Raw genomic sequence first — 15,486 nt, 5'->3', positions numbered from 1 at the left:
GGTCAAACCATCATCAGCAACACGGCAACGAAAATGCTGCCGGCGGAGAAGGTCATGGTCCGAGACGACCAGGTGTTGAACCAACGTTGAAAGCTGGCCAAATCGCGGGTCAGTTTGGTGTCCTGGCGTGTCCAGGACTGTTGATCAAGGCGGAAGAACACGTAGATCTTCACCAGCGCGCCCATGATCTGGTTGTAATAGAGAATCACCGGGTAAGCCGGGCCGATCCGGTGACCGGAGCACGACAGCAGCAGGGTCAGGACCAGGCGGGTGATGCCGATCCACAGCAGGTAGGCGAGGATGAACGCGCCGCCGTATTTGAAGGTGGCGATGATCGCCACGGTCAGCCCCAGCAGGGAGGTCCACATCGACACGCGCTGGTCGAACAGCACGATGCTGGTGAACAGGCCCAGCCGACGCATACCCAGGCCCAAGGCCCGTGAGTTCTGGCGCAGGTTGTTGCCGTACCAACGGAACATCAGCTTGCGGCTAGCCTTGATGAAGCTCTTTTCCGGCGGGTGTTCCACGGTGTGGATCGCGGCATCCGGCACGTAGAAGGTGTCGTAACCCAGGCGCATCAGGCTGAACCAGCTGGACTTGTCATCACCGGTCAAAAACTTGAAGCGGCCCAGGCGCCAGTGTTGCAGCGAGTCGCTTTCCACGTCGGCGATAAAGCCCGGGTCGGTGACTACGTTGGCGCGGAACACCGACATGCGACCGGTCATGGTCAGCACGCGTTTGGACAAAGCCATGGAGCACATGTTGATGTGGCGCTGGGCGAAGCGCAGCTTGTGCCACTCGCTCATGATGTAGCCGCCGCGCACTTCGCAGAACTCATTGGTGGTCAGGCCGCCGACATTGCCGAACAGTTGGAACCACGGCACGGTCTTGCGCACGACGCCCTCGGCGAGCACGGTGTCGCCATCGATCACGGCCACCACGGCGCGGTTGTCCGGCAGGTGGCGGGAGATGGCGCGAAAACCGAAGGCCAGGCCGTCACGTTTGCCGGTACCGGCGATGCGCACGAAGTCCAGCTTGACGTGGTCAGGTGGGTTCATCTTGGCCCACAGGCTCTTGACCAGCAGCTCATCGGACATTTCCACCAGCGAGCACACCACGGTGGTAGGGAAGCCACATTCGATGGCCTCGCGAATCACCGAGCTGTAGACCTGGGCGGTGGTCAGCGCGTCGATTCTGAAGCTTGTGACCATCAGGAATACGTGGGACGGGTCTGCCGCCTTGCCCAGCTTGCGCACTTTGCGCCGCAGGTGCGGGTAGACCACGTACAGGAACAGCATGCCGCGAAAGAAATGCGTAGCACCCATCGAGTAGCGCCAGATACCGACGGCGCCAATCAGGAAAATAAAATTCTTCGACTCGGAGTCGAACGTACTCGCCGGCAACAGCAGGGCGAGACCCATCAGCAGGCTCAGGAAAAACAGCCAGCCGGCGGATTGGAGGAGTACGTGTTTTAACTTGGACATAGGCGTCATTCCGCAGGTGAAGGAGGCTTCAAGCTGCAAGCGCTGGGGATCAGGACGCTTGCAGCTTGAAACTTGCCGTTGCTGTTACCAGCAAATGCCTTCGGTACGACCGGTCACGCTGGTGGCCTTGGACATGAAGCCCACCAGGTCGACCACTTGCTTGCCGTGGGGTGCGTTATGCGCCAGGGCACGGAACTTCTCATCGCGGTTGCCCAGGATGATCACGTCGGAGTTGTTGATCACTTCGTCGAAGTCCGAGTTGAGCAGGGACGACACGTGAGGGATCTTGCCTTCGATGTATTCCTTGTTCGCGCCGTGCACTCGAGCGTATTCGACGTTGCTGTCGTAGATGCTCAGGTCGAAACCCTTGCCGATCAGCATCTCTGCCAATTCAACCAGCGGGCTTTCGCGCAGGTCATCGGTGCCGGCCTTGAAGCTCAGGCCCAGCAGGGCGACTTTGCGTTTGTCATGGCTGGAGACGATGTCAAAAGCGTTTTGCACCTGGGACTCGTTGCTGCGCATCAGCGAGTTGAGCAACGGCGCATCCACGTCCAGGGAGCTGGCGCGGTAAGTCAGGGCACGCACGTCCTTGGGCAGGCAGGAGCCGCCGAAGGCGAAGCCTGGGCGCATGTAGTACTGGGACAGGTTGAGGGTCTTGTCCTGGCAGACCACTTCCATCACTTCGCGACCGTCGACACCCACCGCTTTTGCGATGTTGCCGATCTCGTTGGCGAAGGTCACTTTGGTCGCATGCCAGACGTTGCAGGTGTACTTGATCATCTCGGCGACGGCGATGTCCTTGCGGATGATCGGCGCGTCGAGTTCTTCGTACAGCGACTGCAGGACATCGCCGGAGGCTTTGTCGAATTCACCGATGACGGTCATCGGTGGCAGATCGTAGTCGGCGATGGCGGTGCTTTCACGCAGGAACTCAGGGTTCACCGCGACGCCGAAGTCGACGCCGGCTTTCTTGCCCGAGCAGTCTTCGAGAATCGGGATTACCACATTCGCCACGGTGCCCGGCAGCACGGTGCTGCGGACCACGATGGTGTGGCGGGTGGTCTTGTCACGCAGGACAAAACCGATCTCGCGGCACACCGATTCGATGTAGTTGAGTTCCAGGTCGCCGTTTTTCTTGCTCGGCGTGCCGACGCAAATCATCGACAGGTCGGTATCACGGATAGCTTCGGCGAAATTGGTGGTGCCGCGCAGTTTGCCGGTTTGAATGCCCTGGCTTAACAGCTCGCCCAGACCCGGTTCAACGATGGGGGAAAGCCCTGCGTTGATCAGGTCGATCTTTTCCTTGGAGATGTCTACGCCAACGACCTCATGGCCCCGTGCAGACAGGCAACCGGCACATACTGCGCCGACGTAACCTAGACCAAATATGCTGATGCGCATCGCAATTACCTCATTGTTAATCGTGCCACTAGATGGCCGGAGTTCATGTTTTGAAGCGTCACTCAGGCACTGGAAAGTGCGACGAATAAACGTCGATATATCCTGTGCAGGCATACTAAAAGTCGAGTGACTAACTAATGCACTCAAGTTGTGCGCAACTTGGCCTTATTGTTGGGGCTTGCCCTGAAATGCAGCCAGCCTTCCTGGGGAAGGGCCTGGCGCCAGTGCCGCAAGGCGTCGACAGGGGCTTTGAGCCCTTAAATATCAACGGCTTGGGTTGTCTCACTGACCCATACAGGTGAGCTCAGCCTTGGCCTTTTCGGAGAAAGTTGTGAAACCTTTTCGTCCGCCTTCAACTAATCAGTTGATGAGTTGACCATTGAGTCAAAGTCATATGACAACTTTGCTACTTCCGTTGGTCGCCATGTAAGTCATCTCTTACATCTGCAGAGATAATCGTTACCGGTGGTATGAGCGGTGCTTTGGGACATAGTTCCTGTCCACTCATCCTGTTTCCGGAAATTTCTTGAAATATTAGGAAAGATGGCACTAGTACTACAGTGATAGCACTGGCTACTTGGGCCAGTAGTTGCGGGGAGTTGAGAGAATTAAATAGTTTTGTGCCACTACTGTTTGAAAAAAGAGGTGCCACTACGAAAAAAACTCGGAAATGTCGAGTGAAATAAATGTTAGGAAATCTGAAGAATTATTTTTGACGCCAAACAAATGACGTTTTTGGCGGGCGAGCGAGGGTGGGGAGAGGCTTTCAGGGTGAGGGAGCAAGGCCCCTCACCACAGGGGATGCGTGTTTGGGTACAGACTTATTCCGGTGCGTGGTCGCGCAAAAACACCAGGTTATCGGGCTTTGACTGCTCTGCATTGAAGCGATAACCGTGCACGTCAAACTCCTTGAGCCTGGCCGGGTCGTTGATGCGCTCTTCAATCACGAAGCGACTCATCATGCCCCGGGCCTTTTTGGCGTAGAAGCTGATGATCTTGTACTGGCCGTTTTTCAGGTCCTTGAACTCGGTGTTGATGATCCGCGCGTTCAGGGCCGGGCGCTTGATCGCCGAGAAGTACTCGTTGGACGCCAGGTTGAGCAGCACGTCATCGCCTTGTTCGGCCAGGGCTTCGTTGAGCCACTCGCTGATGCGGGTGCCCCAGAAGGCGTACAGGTCTTTGCCTCGGGCGTTGGGCAGTTTGGTGCCCATCTCGAGGCGGTACGGCATCATCAGGTCCAGGGGGCGCAGCAGGCCGTACAGGCCGGAGAGCATGCGCAGGTGGTCCTGGGCGTAGGTGAAGTCGGCGTCCTTGAATGTTTCGGCGTTGAGGCCGGTGTAGACGTCGCCTTTGAATGCCAGCAGGGCTTGTTTGGCGTTGGCCTGGGTGAAGGCTGGGGTCCAGCTGCCGAAGCGTGCGGCGTTGAGGCCGCCGATTTTGTCGGAGACGTGCATCAGTTCGCTGATTTGCGCCGGGGTCAGTTCACGCAATTTTTCGATCAGCTCCTGGGAGTGGTCGAGGTATTGCGGCTGGGTGAAGCGCGGGGTGACCGGCTTTGACTCGAAATCGAGGGTTTTGGCGGGGGAAATCACCGTCAGCATGAAGTCGTCTCCTTTAATCGTGGGGGGATTCTAGGGGGTAGGGCGGTTTGACTCCACCTATGATGGTGATAGATAGCTGTTCGGTCGTTGGTGTGTATATCCGTTGCTGCGGTAACGGCTTCTTATGGTTCCGCTCTTCCAGCGGGGTCACTTTTGGCAAACGCCCGGAATGCCGGCCCAGCCAAAAGTAACCAAAAGGTCTTTGCCCGCTCCCACATTGAGACCGAGTTCGCCTTGGCCTTTGCTCTGCCTGAAAGCCGACTCCAGTGGTAGAAACCAAGATAAAGGCCAGTGTGAAAGCCAAATCTGAAGCTGAAGCAGCTCTGCTTTTCTGTGGGAGCTGGCCGTGCCCGCTTTAGCTTTTGATTTTGCTTCACCACACTCAAGCCGGCCGGTAGGCCGCTGTGCTGTTGCTTTTGATCTTGATCTTAGGCGCCCCGTTAGCCACGCTGGCCGAACGCAGGTAGTACGGAGCGGGTAAACCGGCAGGACGCCGGTTTAGCCGCGACGGGGCAGGGACGCCCCGTCGCGGCGGCCCGCGTAGTAATACCGGAGCTGAGGGCACACCGAGCCTAAGCGAGGTGCCGAGTGGTGGGGCAAGAGCGTTTTGCTTACTTTTGCGCTTTTCAAAAGTGAGCCGCTGTAAGAGCGGAACCAATAGCGGCCGTTACCTAAATAACGGATATACACACCAACCAATAGCGCCCCCACGCGATCGGCTATAGTGCCCGACGACTCTGGAAAGGGAGACCCTTCGTGCGAATTGCGCTTTTACTGTCAGCCTGGCTCATCTGCCTGGGCGCCCAAGCCGCCCCCGTGGACGTCGCCACCCTGGACCGCGGCACCTGGCCCGAACGCCTCAGCAGCCCCGCCCTGTTCGACGTCGCCTCACGCGCAGAAATCCTGATGTTCGCCCACACCCTGCTGGCCAGCGAAGCCCTCGACGAGCCCGCCCTGAAACAGCGCCTGGGCCTGAAAATCATCAACCAAGCCTCCATAGACGACCTGCGCCGCCAACTGTGGCAACGGCTATTGGAAAACTACACCTTCGCCCAACAAAGCTGCGAACAGGACGCTTCCTTCTGCTACCTGGTGGAAAACATGGACGACCTGCGCGAACAAGCCGCCAAGTTCCAGGTCAGCGACAGCTCCTTCTATATAGGCTGGGCCGGCCCAAGCAGCATCTTCCACGAACGCTACCTCGACGAACAACTGCGCAAAGCCGCCCTGTTCCCTCAGATCAGTAGCGAAATCGCCCGCTTCGGCGACCACGAACGCAACGGCGACGAACTCAACGACCGGATGTTCCTGATCACCTTCGACAGCGGCCCATCCCCCGTCAGCGGCAACACCGACTGGCTCACCGACTACCTGCGCAAACAGAAAATACACAGCGTCTTCTTCGTGCTCGGCAACAGCCTGCAAACCCGTGTCGAGAAAAGTTCGGCTACCGATGTACAGGCGCTGTATCAGGGCCAGTGTGTCGGTATCCAGGGCTGGCAGTACCGCTCACATAGCCACTGGGTCGACTGGCAGTCGTCCATCACCCGCAGCGCCTCCCTGGCCCAAAACCTGATGCCGGAAAACTATCTGCCGCTGTTCCGCCCACCCTACGGCCAGCGCCGTTCCGACAGCCAGGGCTTCTTCCAGTCCCAAGGGCTGCAAGTGGCATTGTGGGACATCGATTCAGAAGACGAAGCCGGCAAGCTCAAGGCCGATGAGTCGGCCAACCGCGTGCTCACGCTGATGCTGCTGTGGCGGCGAGGGGTGATCGTATTCCACGACACCCAGGACAAGGCGCGCATCGCACTCCCCTGGCTTTTACACGCCACGGCAGAAAGTGGACTCGGCTGGCAGGATTGCCGCGAAGCGTTTCGCTGAAAAAAGCACGAAGAGCCCGGCCCTGTTGGGGCTGAGGTTTTTTCGGGGGGAATTTGGGAGATATTTCGATACAGGCGGACTTCCGACTTTAACGGTGCAATGCCGACTCGCCTAGTGCTATTCGTCATCCTGAAAAATAAACTTCAAAAAAGCGTCAAAGTGCTTTTTCCTGTCATGTGTTTTGCGGTATTACGAAGACAGACAGCCGAAACCTGCAACACAGGTGGCGTCTTCCAAGACACCTCTTGTGTGCACCGCACTTGACGCCCCTCAAGTGCGTTCGACGGTCGAATCGAGGCGCAGCACTGTCGTGGTATTGCGTCGACTGGCTCCCACAAAGGTGACCGAGTATGGATGATCATGGACGTAACCCTTCTTCCGACCAGCCAATCCTTTATGTGCTTGATACCAACGTACTGATTCACGATCCAAACGCACTGCTTAACTTCGAAGAACACCACGTCGCTATCCCGATGATCGTGCTTGAGGAACTCGACAAACTCAAAAGCGGGCACCACAGCGTTGCAGCCGAATGCCGCCAGGCCATCCGCCTGATCGACAAGACCCTCGGCGAAGCCTCCCCCGACGATGTCGAGGTGGGCGTACCGATCCAGCGTGGCAAAAGCGGGCCCAAGGGCTTGCTGTCGATTCTGATGAACAAGCGCAGCGAGCCCAACAGCCTGCTGCCGGAAAATCTGAACGACAACAAAATCATCAACCAATTGATCGACCTGCACGCGCGCGACAAGGACCTGCGCCTGGTGCTGGTAACCAAAGACATCAATATGCGCCTCAAGGCACGAGCGTGTGGGATCGCTGCCGAGGACTACAGTACCGACCAGCTTGTCGACGACGTGTCGATGCTGTCCCGTGGTTATCACACCATGACCGGCTCGTTCTGGGATCGCGTCAGCAAGGTCGAAACCCGTCAGGACCATGGCCGCACCTGGCACCAGGTACAGCTGATCGACAACCTGCCGGCTGTGCACATCAACGAATTCATCATCGACGAACAGGGCTTTGTGGGCTGGATCAAAGAGATCCAGGTCGACAAGCTGCTGATCCTCGACCTGCATCAGGAACCCCTGTTGCACCAGGAAGCCTGGGGCCTGAAACCGCGTGATATTTACCAGAGCCTGGCGCTGTATGCCTTGCTTGACCCAGATATTCACCTGGTCAACCTGACCGGCGCCGCAGGCTCGGGGAAAACCATCCTCGCCCTGGCGGCCGCCATCGAACAGACCATGGTTACCAAACGCTATCGCCGCATCATCGCCACCCGCAGCGTGCAGGGCCTGGACCAGGAGATTGGCTTCCTGCCCGGCACCGAAGCGGAAAAAATGGAGCCGTGGCTGGGGGCGATCACCGACAACCTCGAAGCCTTGCACATGGATGACGAAAACACCCATGGCAGCGTCGACTACATCCTCAGCAAAGTGCCGTTGCAGTTCAAATCCCTCAACTACATACGGGGTCGCAGCTTCCAGCAAAGCCTGATTTTGATCGATGAATGCCAGAACCTTACGCCGCACCAGATGAAAACCATCATCACCCGTGCCGGCGCCGGTTCCAAAGTGGTGTGCCTGGGCAACCTGGCACAGATCGACACCCCTTACTTGTCCGCGACCAGCTCCGGGCTGACTTACCTGACAGAACGCTTCAAGGACTTCCCGAACGGCGTGCACATCGCCCTGCAAGGTGTCCCTCGCTCGATTCTGGCCGAATACGCCGAATCTCACCTGTAACCCACTAACCCATGTGGGAGCGGGCTTGCTCGCGAAATCAAAGTGTCAGTCGCCGGATGTATTGGCTGACACACCGCCTTCGCGAGCAAGCCCGCTCCCACATTTGATCTGCGTTGGGTTTACAATCGGTGCTCCTGATCAGGAGTATCCCTGTGCTGACTCATCTCGATTCCCAAGGTCGCGCCCATATGGTCGACGTCACTGAAAAAGCCGTGACGTTCCGTGAAGCCGTGGCCGAAGCGCGGGTGCGCATGTTGCCCGAGACCCTGAAAATGATTGTCGACGGCGCCCATCCCAAGGGCGACGTGTTTGCCGTAGCCCGCATCGCCGGGATCCAGGCCGCGAAAAAAACCAGCGACCTGATTCCCCTGTGCCACCCGCTGATGCTCACCGGGGTCAAGGTGGAACTCAGTGCCGATGGCGTCGACGCCGTGCACATCCTCGCCCGCTGCAAACTCTCCGGCCAGACCGGCGTGGAGATGGAAGCGTTGACGGCGGCCAGCGTGGCAGCCCTGACGATCTACGACATGTGCAAGGCCGTGGACCGCGGCATGACTATCGAAAATATTCGGCTGCTGGAGAAACTCGGCGGCAAGAGCGGGCATTTCAAGGCGGACCAGGTATGAGCATCACCGTACTGTTTTTTGCCCGCTACCGCGAAGCGGTGGACCTGGACTCGCTGGAAGTTGAAGGCGAATTCGCCACGATCGAAGCCGTGCGCCAGGCATTGGCGGGCGATCCCGGCTTTGAAGTGCTCAACGAAACCGGCTTGATGTGCGCGCGCAACGAAGAGTTGTGTTCGCTGGACGAGCCGCTGGTTGACGGCGACGAAGTGGCGTTTTTCCCGCCCGTGACCGGAGGCTGACCATGGCGATTCGGGTGCAGGCCGAGGCGTTTGATCCGGGTGCTGAAGTCAACGCGATGCATGCCGCCAATGTGGGCGTGGGCGCGGTGGTGAGTTTTGTCGGCTATGTGCGTGATTTCAACGATGGCCTGGATGTGGCGGGGATGTTCCTTGAGCACTATCCGGGCATGACTGAAAAAGCCCTCGGTAAAATTGCCGTGGAGGCTGAACAACGCTGGCCGCTGCTCAAGCTGGAAGTGCTGCACCGCATCGGCGCCCTTGAGCCGGGTGAACCGATCGTGTTCGTGGCGGCGGCCAGTGCCCATCGCCAGGCGGCGTTTGATGCCTGCGCTTTTGTGATGGACTACCTGAAAACGCGGGCGCCGTTCTGGAAGAAAGAAAACACCAGTGAAGGGCCACGCTGGGTGGAGGGCCGGGACAGCGATCATCAGGCGGCGCAGCGCTGGACTTAGTTTTTGATTAGCGCCAAGTAGCGGGAATAACCACGCCTGGTTTAATTTCGTTTTGCTCTGTAAAACCCCCGCCTACTGTCAATTATGACAGTAGGCGGGGGTTTTTTTTAGGTATTAACTATCAGTCAGTCAAAGGGTGTTAACTAATTTAGTGGAGAGCATTTTGCGAAGAGTACTTACGCAAAACTCTCGAGGAGGTCGCCGTGTCTGCGGGTGATGTGCAATTAAAACTATTTGAGATTGAACTTCCAGGTCGACAGACGCTAACCAATGCGCTTTATACCAATGGGCGTCATCAGTGCAGGGTGAATCTTTTGATTGTCAAGGAAGTGGAAGATGAAAACGGTAATTGGCGCAGTACACCGTTAACCCCCACTGAAGTTGAAAGTGCAACGATTACCGGTTATGGCGTACCGGCTCAACCGCTGCCCTCAGGCTGGTATTGTGATCGCCAGAAAAATAAATATGACGCCGGGCTTAGACGTTCAGGTGTTGAAGGAGAAGAGGGTAGCGAACCGCCAGGAACTATCATCCCTGTACCGGGAATCACGCCCATCGAAGAGATAGCACGCTACATGCGTGTCAATTCGGATATTCCCATCGAGGTCCAGCGTTTTATGGGGCGTATCGTCGTTGGAGGGAAGGTTTATACAACCAATGGGACTTTCGGTACGGTGTCTTTTAATAGCTATGTGCATATTGAGCCTACTCGTCCATATCGTTTGAGCGCGGCGGACTTGACCGTGTACCATGATACAGATGCCTTCGATGGAAAAATTGATACCAGGGATGTTGATGTAGATGTGTATTACTGGACGCCACCGAATGGTTTGCGTTTCGTTGAGAACTTTGGGTTGGACCGCCCAGCGCCAGTGAATCACGAAGGTATGCATTTCCAGACATCCTTTATATGGGATACAGGGAATAGGGGGGTGCGCAGAAAAGGGGGAGTTATTTGGGGGAAAGATACGCTCGGTTTGCTATTGCGTATGAGTGACGTTCAGCGCCCTCCCGGGGATAATCCATATATAGAGTTTAATCGTCGGCCTACCATAATGCGGGCTCTTCGGTACACGGGGCAGGTTGACACGCCGAACAGTGAACTAAAGAGTGCATGGCGTTTATGGGATAACTACGGGTGCGAACACGTATTTTACGTGGACTGGGCCAGCAATAGAAATCTGTTGGAATTGAGGAGCTAGCGGTGACGCTTTTTTCTATCCAGTGACGCGATAGCGTTCTTCCTGAATAAGGGCTGCCACCGTGAATGTCTACTCCAACGCGTTTAACTTCAACACCCACCTGAGTGGTTCAGTCGATGTTCGCACCGGCCAATACGGCTGTCTGATTCGACTGGCCACGCTTTACCCGCAGGGGCCGCTGGAAGTCAGTCGGGAAATCGTGCTCACGTTTTCCATGATGAATACCCAGGCGTCGGGCAACTATGGTGCTGGATGGCGCCTGAGCAATACCGAGTTCGATGTTGCCACTTCAAGACTGACCTTGATCACAGGCGAGCAATTTCAAACCCAGAGCCTCCCCTCCGTAGGGCGCACCCTGGTTATCAAGGATCACAAGCTCAAGGACGTGGTGGTCCAGCGTGTCGCAGAGTCGACGCTGCATGTGATCTACAAGGATGGCACCGTTGAAATACTGGGTCGCCCCAGCAGTTCCGGGCCTTACAAGATCAACGCCATCCAGTTTGAAAATGGTGAGCGTTTGAGCTTTCGCTACCCTGGTGGCGGCCCCCTGGAACGGATTCTCGATCACAACGGCGAGGAACTGTTGCTATTGACCTACATCGACGGCGTGCTGGCCATGGCCGATACCCGTGTAGAAGGCGGGCGTCATGCCCGCACGCGATTCACCCATGCCAATACCAACAACCAGTTGACCAGTGTCACTGCCCCTTACGACCGCACGCAGCCGCCGGGTACTGCGGCCTATGAATTCATCTACACCCGACCGTTCCGCAATGGCTTGATAGCCATCAGTGAAGTGAAGTCGCCCATGGGTGGCAACGACCTGATCAGCTATGAAGAAAATGGCCATCAATATGCAAACGGTCAGTACATCCCCCGGGTGGTGGGCTGGCGGCAAACGCCGGGCGCCAGCCAGCCCTCGATGGCTAAAACGTACAGCTACAGCACTGGGTGCAACTTCACGGGTTTTCCGTTTGGCGGCGGTTTTCGCGAAGGCGAAGACAACCTATATCTGGTCGCCGGCGACTACGACTACTGGACGGAAGAAACCAGCATCGACATCGCCAACAAAGATGCCGTGCTGAGCACCACGCGTGACACCTTTAACAAGTTTCACCTGATGACCGAAGAGCAGGTCCGCCGAGAAGGAACGCGGGTGACCACCACCATTGCCTACAATGTGCTCGCAGGCAAACTGTTCCCGGACCAACCTGCCAACCTGCAATTGCCGCGGGAGGTGACCAAGCGGTTTGAGCTGGTCGCCGGTGGCCAGGGCCGGGAGGAGGTGCAAGTTATCCAGACCGATGACTACGGCAATGAGTTGAGCCGTACCGAATCTACCGGGGTGCGCACTGAGTACAGCTATTACCCGATTGCCGGTGATGGCGATAAATGCCCCGCCGACCCTCATGACTTCTTTCAGCGTTACCTGAAGCAGGAACGACTGGTACCCGCCAACACCACGGTTGCCCCCAGGATTACCGAACACACCCATACGCGGCTGTCGACGGCGAATGGTGGCTACTTTGTGCTGCAGCTCGCGACCAGTCGGGCGGGAGCGGCGTTTACCCAGCACGCCTATTATGATCAAGTGAGTAATCCGGCCTTGCACGGGCGGTTGAAAGCTTCGACCACCACCCTCGACCGGCTCGCGCAGACCACAGATTTCAGCTACAGCGTCAGCGCTGACACCCTGACCGAAACACGTCGCCTTGAAGGGCGTGAGGCCGGCCAACGGCTGACCTCGGCGCGCGCGCTGTCACTCACTAACCGGCGCATCCTCTCCATGACCCGGGATGCGAGCAGCGTGTTGGCCATGACGTTCGATGTCAGTGGCAGGCTGATGACTGAAACGGCAGCACCGGGCAAACCACAAAAGGCCGAGCGCCGTTATGACTATCATTTTGCGGTTGCCGACAAGCTCGCCCATCTGGTGACCACTGATGCCAATGGCAACAAGGTTGCGACCTATTTCGACGGGCTTGGCCGGCAGGTGTCTGCTATGCAGTGTCTTCAAGGAAGCCCGCTGCAAGAACGGCTGCTGGGCACCTGGCGTTACGACGCCTTGGGGCAGATCGTGGAACAGACTCGAGTCGATTATCTGAGCGACGGCCCGCGTTCATTGACAACCGTCCATGGCTACAACAAATGGGGCAACGCCAGTCGTGTGGTCCAGCCGGATGGTCAGGTTCTGCTCGACGACTATGACCCGTTGCAGAACCTCAGGGTCACCGGTACTGAAGGCGGAGTACGCCTGCAAACCTGGTTCAACGCCCACAACCAGCCGGTGCGGGTGGAGCGCTTGAGCAGCAAAGGAGTGCACCGCGAGGTGGAAACCCGCACCTACGACGGCTTGGGCCGTTGTACAGCGTTGGTGGACGCGAGAAAAACCCGTACTCAATACACCTATGATGCTTTCGACCGCGTGGTCTCGACCCTGGAGACTCCATCCGACGGAACGCCGGCCCGGGATCGGTTGACGGAGTATATGCCCGGCACCAGTGAGCAGATGGCCAGCGGTATCTCTGTCAACGGCAAGTGTGTCGGCACGTGCAGCTACGACAGCCTCGGTCGCGTGACCTCCCAGGCACGCGGCAACGCTGCGGCCACTGGCTGGGAATACAAGGCCGACCAGTTGTACCCCACCGTGGAGATTTCCCCTCGGGGCGATCGCCAGACCCAGCGTTATGATCCGGAGCTGGATGTGTTGACGAGCATCCAGACTCCAGGCCATCCGCAGGCTGATTTCCAGCATGACCTGATCAGTGGGGCCATGCGGCATTCGCAGGTTTCCAGCCTCAAACATCAGATGCACTACGACAGCAATGGCTACCTTGAGGAGGAAGTCCAGACCAGCGCCAGCGCCACCTTGACCGGACGCTACAGTTATTCACCGGGCGGGCGGCTGTTGAAACACGTCGCAGCTGACGGGCAGAACAGTGTATTGACCTATGACTCGCTCGGGCGGTTTTCCCTGATCGTCACGGGTGCTCTGGGCGTAACCCAGACCTATGACAGCCTGGGCCGCCCCCATGCGCTGGTCACCACCTATCGGTTGTGGCAACTCATCGAGTCGGTGACCTATGACGAGTGGGGGCTGGAAAGCGTGCGCCGTCTTGAACTCGGAGGCGGGCTCCTGCAGAGCGTCGCCAGCACGTATGACAGTGACGGCTTGTTGGCGACCCGCGTGGTGAGGGGCGAAAATAATGCCGTGCTGACCGGCGAGACGTTTAATTACGACGGCTACTCAAGGCTGACCACCTACCAGTGTGAGGGGACTGAATACCCGCAGGATTCACAGGGTCGTGGCATCAAGGCGCAAGCCTTCAGTTATGACGCCCTCGATAACCTGACGGCTGTGACGACGAGCTTTGCCGATGGCAGCCTTGATACCAGCGCGCGTTTCTTCCAGGGTGACGACCCCACTCGGCTGACTCGTGTCACTCACACAAACCCTGCACGGGACCTGCACCTGACCTATGACGCCGCGGGTAATTTGCTGCGGGGCGTTCCGGGGCGCACCTTCGGCTTCAACCACTTTGATCAACTGGCCAGCGTGCAAACCGATACGTTCAAATACACCTATGAATACGACGCCGAGGCACGGCAAGTGCTCGCCTCCCGGGGTGCCGAGGCACCCGTGATGCTGGCCTATGCGGGGGATCGCCTGGACACCCTGGTACAGGGGGCCAAAAAAATACGCTACCTGCGTGCCGAGGACCCGGTGCTGGTCCGAATGGGCGGCGTGGAAGGCCTGCAAATGCTGGCCCACGATGCGTCGGGCAGTGTTCGCGGAACGCTGGTGCCTGGCCAGGACCTGATTCGTCGCCAATACGCGCCCTACGGTAACGCCAGGATCGACCTCAATGACGGCAAGGTCCGGGCCCTGGCAGACCTGCAACTGCCGGCCTTCAACGGTGAGCGCCTGGATGTGCCGGTCAACCTCTATCACTTGGGTAACGGGCGACGCGCCTATGACCCCGAACTGATGATATTCCTCTCTCCCGATCCGTTGAGCCCCTTTGATGAAGGCGGGGTCAATAGCTACGCCTACTGCGTTGGCGACCCGATCAACCGTGTGGACCCCAGTGGTTACTTCAGTCTCCCGACGTGGGCCCGGTGGACGCTCACCGGGGTTGCACTGGGCTTGACGGTGGTCACCCTGGGATTTGGCGCCGTGGGATTGTTGGGGGCAATCGCGGCGAGCGCGGCCACCATGGCCATTGTCGCGAAATCGGCGTTGGTGGCGGCCTCAGTAGCCGGCGTGATCGGTGGCACGCTGGGACTTGCTGCGTTGGGCATCGAGGCGGTGGACAAGCAGAAAGGCTGGGATCGCTCGCATCACATCAACAACCTGGGGTGGGCGTCTGCCGGGTTCGCCGTGGCGGGTTGGGTGGCCAGTTTCGGTGGTGCCTACGCCTCTGCCAGCCTGGCGTATAGCGCGGCGCAGAAAGCCGCGACGCTCGAGAAGGTTGCCAAAACTGCGAGTTTTTTTGACAAGCCCTTAGGTGCCGGCCTGCTGGCGGCAGGCAAGCAGATCGTTGGCTTGTCGTACAAATTCACGGACAAGTCTGGAGTCACCACCTTTAGCCAGAGTTATGGTGCATTTCGTTTTGGCTTGCGTGTGCTCAACTCTTACCGTTCAGCTGACGGCCGGGTTAAAAGCCTGCAATCCAATGCTCCCATTGAGCCGGACGATGAGCAAGGAATCGTCTCGGCCCAACCCCAGGGACAACCCCTGGCCTACCGTTTTATCGATATGCCAGGCAGCAGTGCCAGCTTTCATCAGGCCTTTCGGGATGAAGTCATGCGTATTCGCCAACCCATCCTGACGGAATGGAGTTCGGCCTGAGGC

At 57.9% G+C, this 15,486-nt stretch carries 10 protein-coding genes; 7 read left to right on the top strand and 3 right to left on the bottom strand.

What is annotated here, in order from left to right; genetic code table 11:
* Nucleotides 1–2: 2 nt before the first annotated feature.
* The 3 genes from alg8 to yaaA all read right to left on the bottom strand — a co-directional run bounded on the left by alg8 (nt 3) and on the right by yaaA (nt 4,486).
* A complete protein-coding gene (gene alg8 / locus CEC48_RS13350) occupies nt 3–1,484 on the bottom strand; it encodes a mannuronan synthase (RefSeq protein WP_176438713.1) in 1,482 nt (493 codons plus the stop codon).
* 84 nt (nt 1,485–1,568) lie between these two features.
* On the bottom strand, nt 1,569–2,885 hold the full coding sequence (locus tag CEC48_RS13345) for a nucleotide sugar dehydrogenase (RefSeq protein ID WP_088424178.1): 1,317 nt from the start codon (nt 2,883–2,885) through the stop codon (nt 1,569–1,571).
* 821 nt (nt 2,886–3,706) lie between these two features.
* Nucleotides 3,707–4,486, bottom strand: coding sequence for a peroxide stress protein YaaA (gene yaaA / locus CEC48_RS13340; RefSeq protein ID WP_088424177.1), 780 nt, complete (start codon nt 4,484–4,486; stop codon nt 3,707–3,709).
* Nucleotides 4,487–5,242: 756 nt separating this feature from the next.
* Between yaaA and CEC48_RS13335 the strand changes: the two genes are divergently transcribed.
* The 7 genes from CEC48_RS13335 to CEC48_RS13305 all read left to right on the top strand — a co-directional run bounded on the left by CEC48_RS13335 (nt 5,243) and on the right by CEC48_RS13305 (nt 15,483).
* Nucleotides 5,243–6,367: a polysaccharide deacetylase family protein gene (locus CEC48_RS13335; RefSeq protein ID WP_088424176.1), complete on the top strand. Its 1,125-nt coding sequence runs from the start codon at nt 5,243–5,245 to the stop codon at nt 6,365–6,367.
* Between the two features lie 350 nt (nt 6,368–6,717).
* On the top strand, nt 6,718–8,112 hold the full coding sequence (locus CEC48_RS13330) for a PhoH family protein (RefSeq protein WP_088424175.1): 1,395 nt from the start codon (nt 6,718–6,720) through the stop codon (nt 8,110–8,112).
* A gap of 152 nt (nt 8,113–8,264) precedes the next feature.
* Nucleotides 8,265–8,738, top strand: a complete 474-nt coding sequence (moaC, locus tag CEC48_RS13325) for a cyclic pyranopterin monophosphate synthase MoaC (protein WP_088424174.1) — start codon at nt 8,265–8,267, stop codon at nt 8,736–8,738.
* Nucleotides 8,735–8,977, top strand: coding sequence for a molybdopterin converting factor subunit 1 (gene moaD, locus CEC48_RS13320; protein WP_076015690.1), 243 nt, complete (start codon nt 8,735–8,737; stop codon nt 8,975–8,977). Before moaC ends, moaD begins: the two co-directional genes overlap by 4 nt.
* A 2-nt stretch (nt 8,978–8,979) precedes the next feature.
* Nucleotides 8,980–9,429, top strand: a complete 450-nt coding sequence (gene moaE / locus CEC48_RS13315) for a molybdopterin synthase catalytic subunit MoaE (protein ID WP_088424173.1) — start codon at nt 8,980–8,982, stop codon at nt 9,427–9,429.
* Between the two features lie 203 nt (nt 9,430–9,632).
* Entirely contained in the window at nt 9,633–10,631 is a 999-nt protein-coding gene (locus tag CEC48_RS31060) for a hypothetical protein (RefSeq protein WP_141099674.1), read from the top strand.
* A gap of 61 nt (nt 10,632–10,692) precedes the next feature.
* Nucleotides 10,693–15,483, top strand: a complete 4,791-nt coding sequence (locus CEC48_RS13305; protein ID WP_088424171.1) for an RHS repeat-associated core domain-containing protein — start codon at nt 10,693–10,695, stop codon at nt 15,481–15,483.
* The last annotated feature ends 3 nt before the right edge of the window (nt 15,484–15,486 follow it).

The organism is Pseudomonas sp. K2I15 (assembly GCF_002204795.1).
Taxonomy (GTDB): Bacteria; Pseudomonadota; Gammaproteobacteria; order Pseudomonadales; family Pseudomonadaceae; genus Aquipseudomonas.
Note: the sequence above shows the minus strand (reverse complement) of the source record. Positions and strands in the feature narration are given on the sequence as shown.

Excerpts from the sequence above, each read along its gene's own strand:
- yaaA (WP_088424177.1), bottom strand. The coding sequence starts at position 4,486 with ATGCTGACGGTGATTTCCCCCGCCAAAACCCTCGATTTCGAGTCAAAG.
- alg8 (WP_176438713.1), bottom strand. The coding sequence starts at position 1,484 with ATGTCCAAGTTAAAACACGTACTCCTCCAATCCGCCGGCTGGCTGTTT.
- moaE (WP_088424173.1), top strand. The coding sequence starts at position 8,980 with ATGGCGATTCGGGTGCAGGCCGAGGCGTTTGATCCGGGTGCTGAAGTC.
- moaD (WP_076015690.1), top strand. The coding sequence starts at position 8,735 with ATGAGCATCACCGTACTGTTTTTTGCCCGCTACCGCGAAGCGGTGGAC.
- CEC48_RS13345 (WP_088424178.1), bottom strand. The coding sequence starts at position 2,885 with ATGCGCATCAGCATATTTGGTCTAGGTTACGTCGGCGCAGTATGTGCC.
- CEC48_RS13330 (WP_088424175.1), top strand. The coding sequence starts at position 6,718 with ATGGATGATCATGGACGTAACCCTTCTTCCGACCAGCCAATCCTTTAT.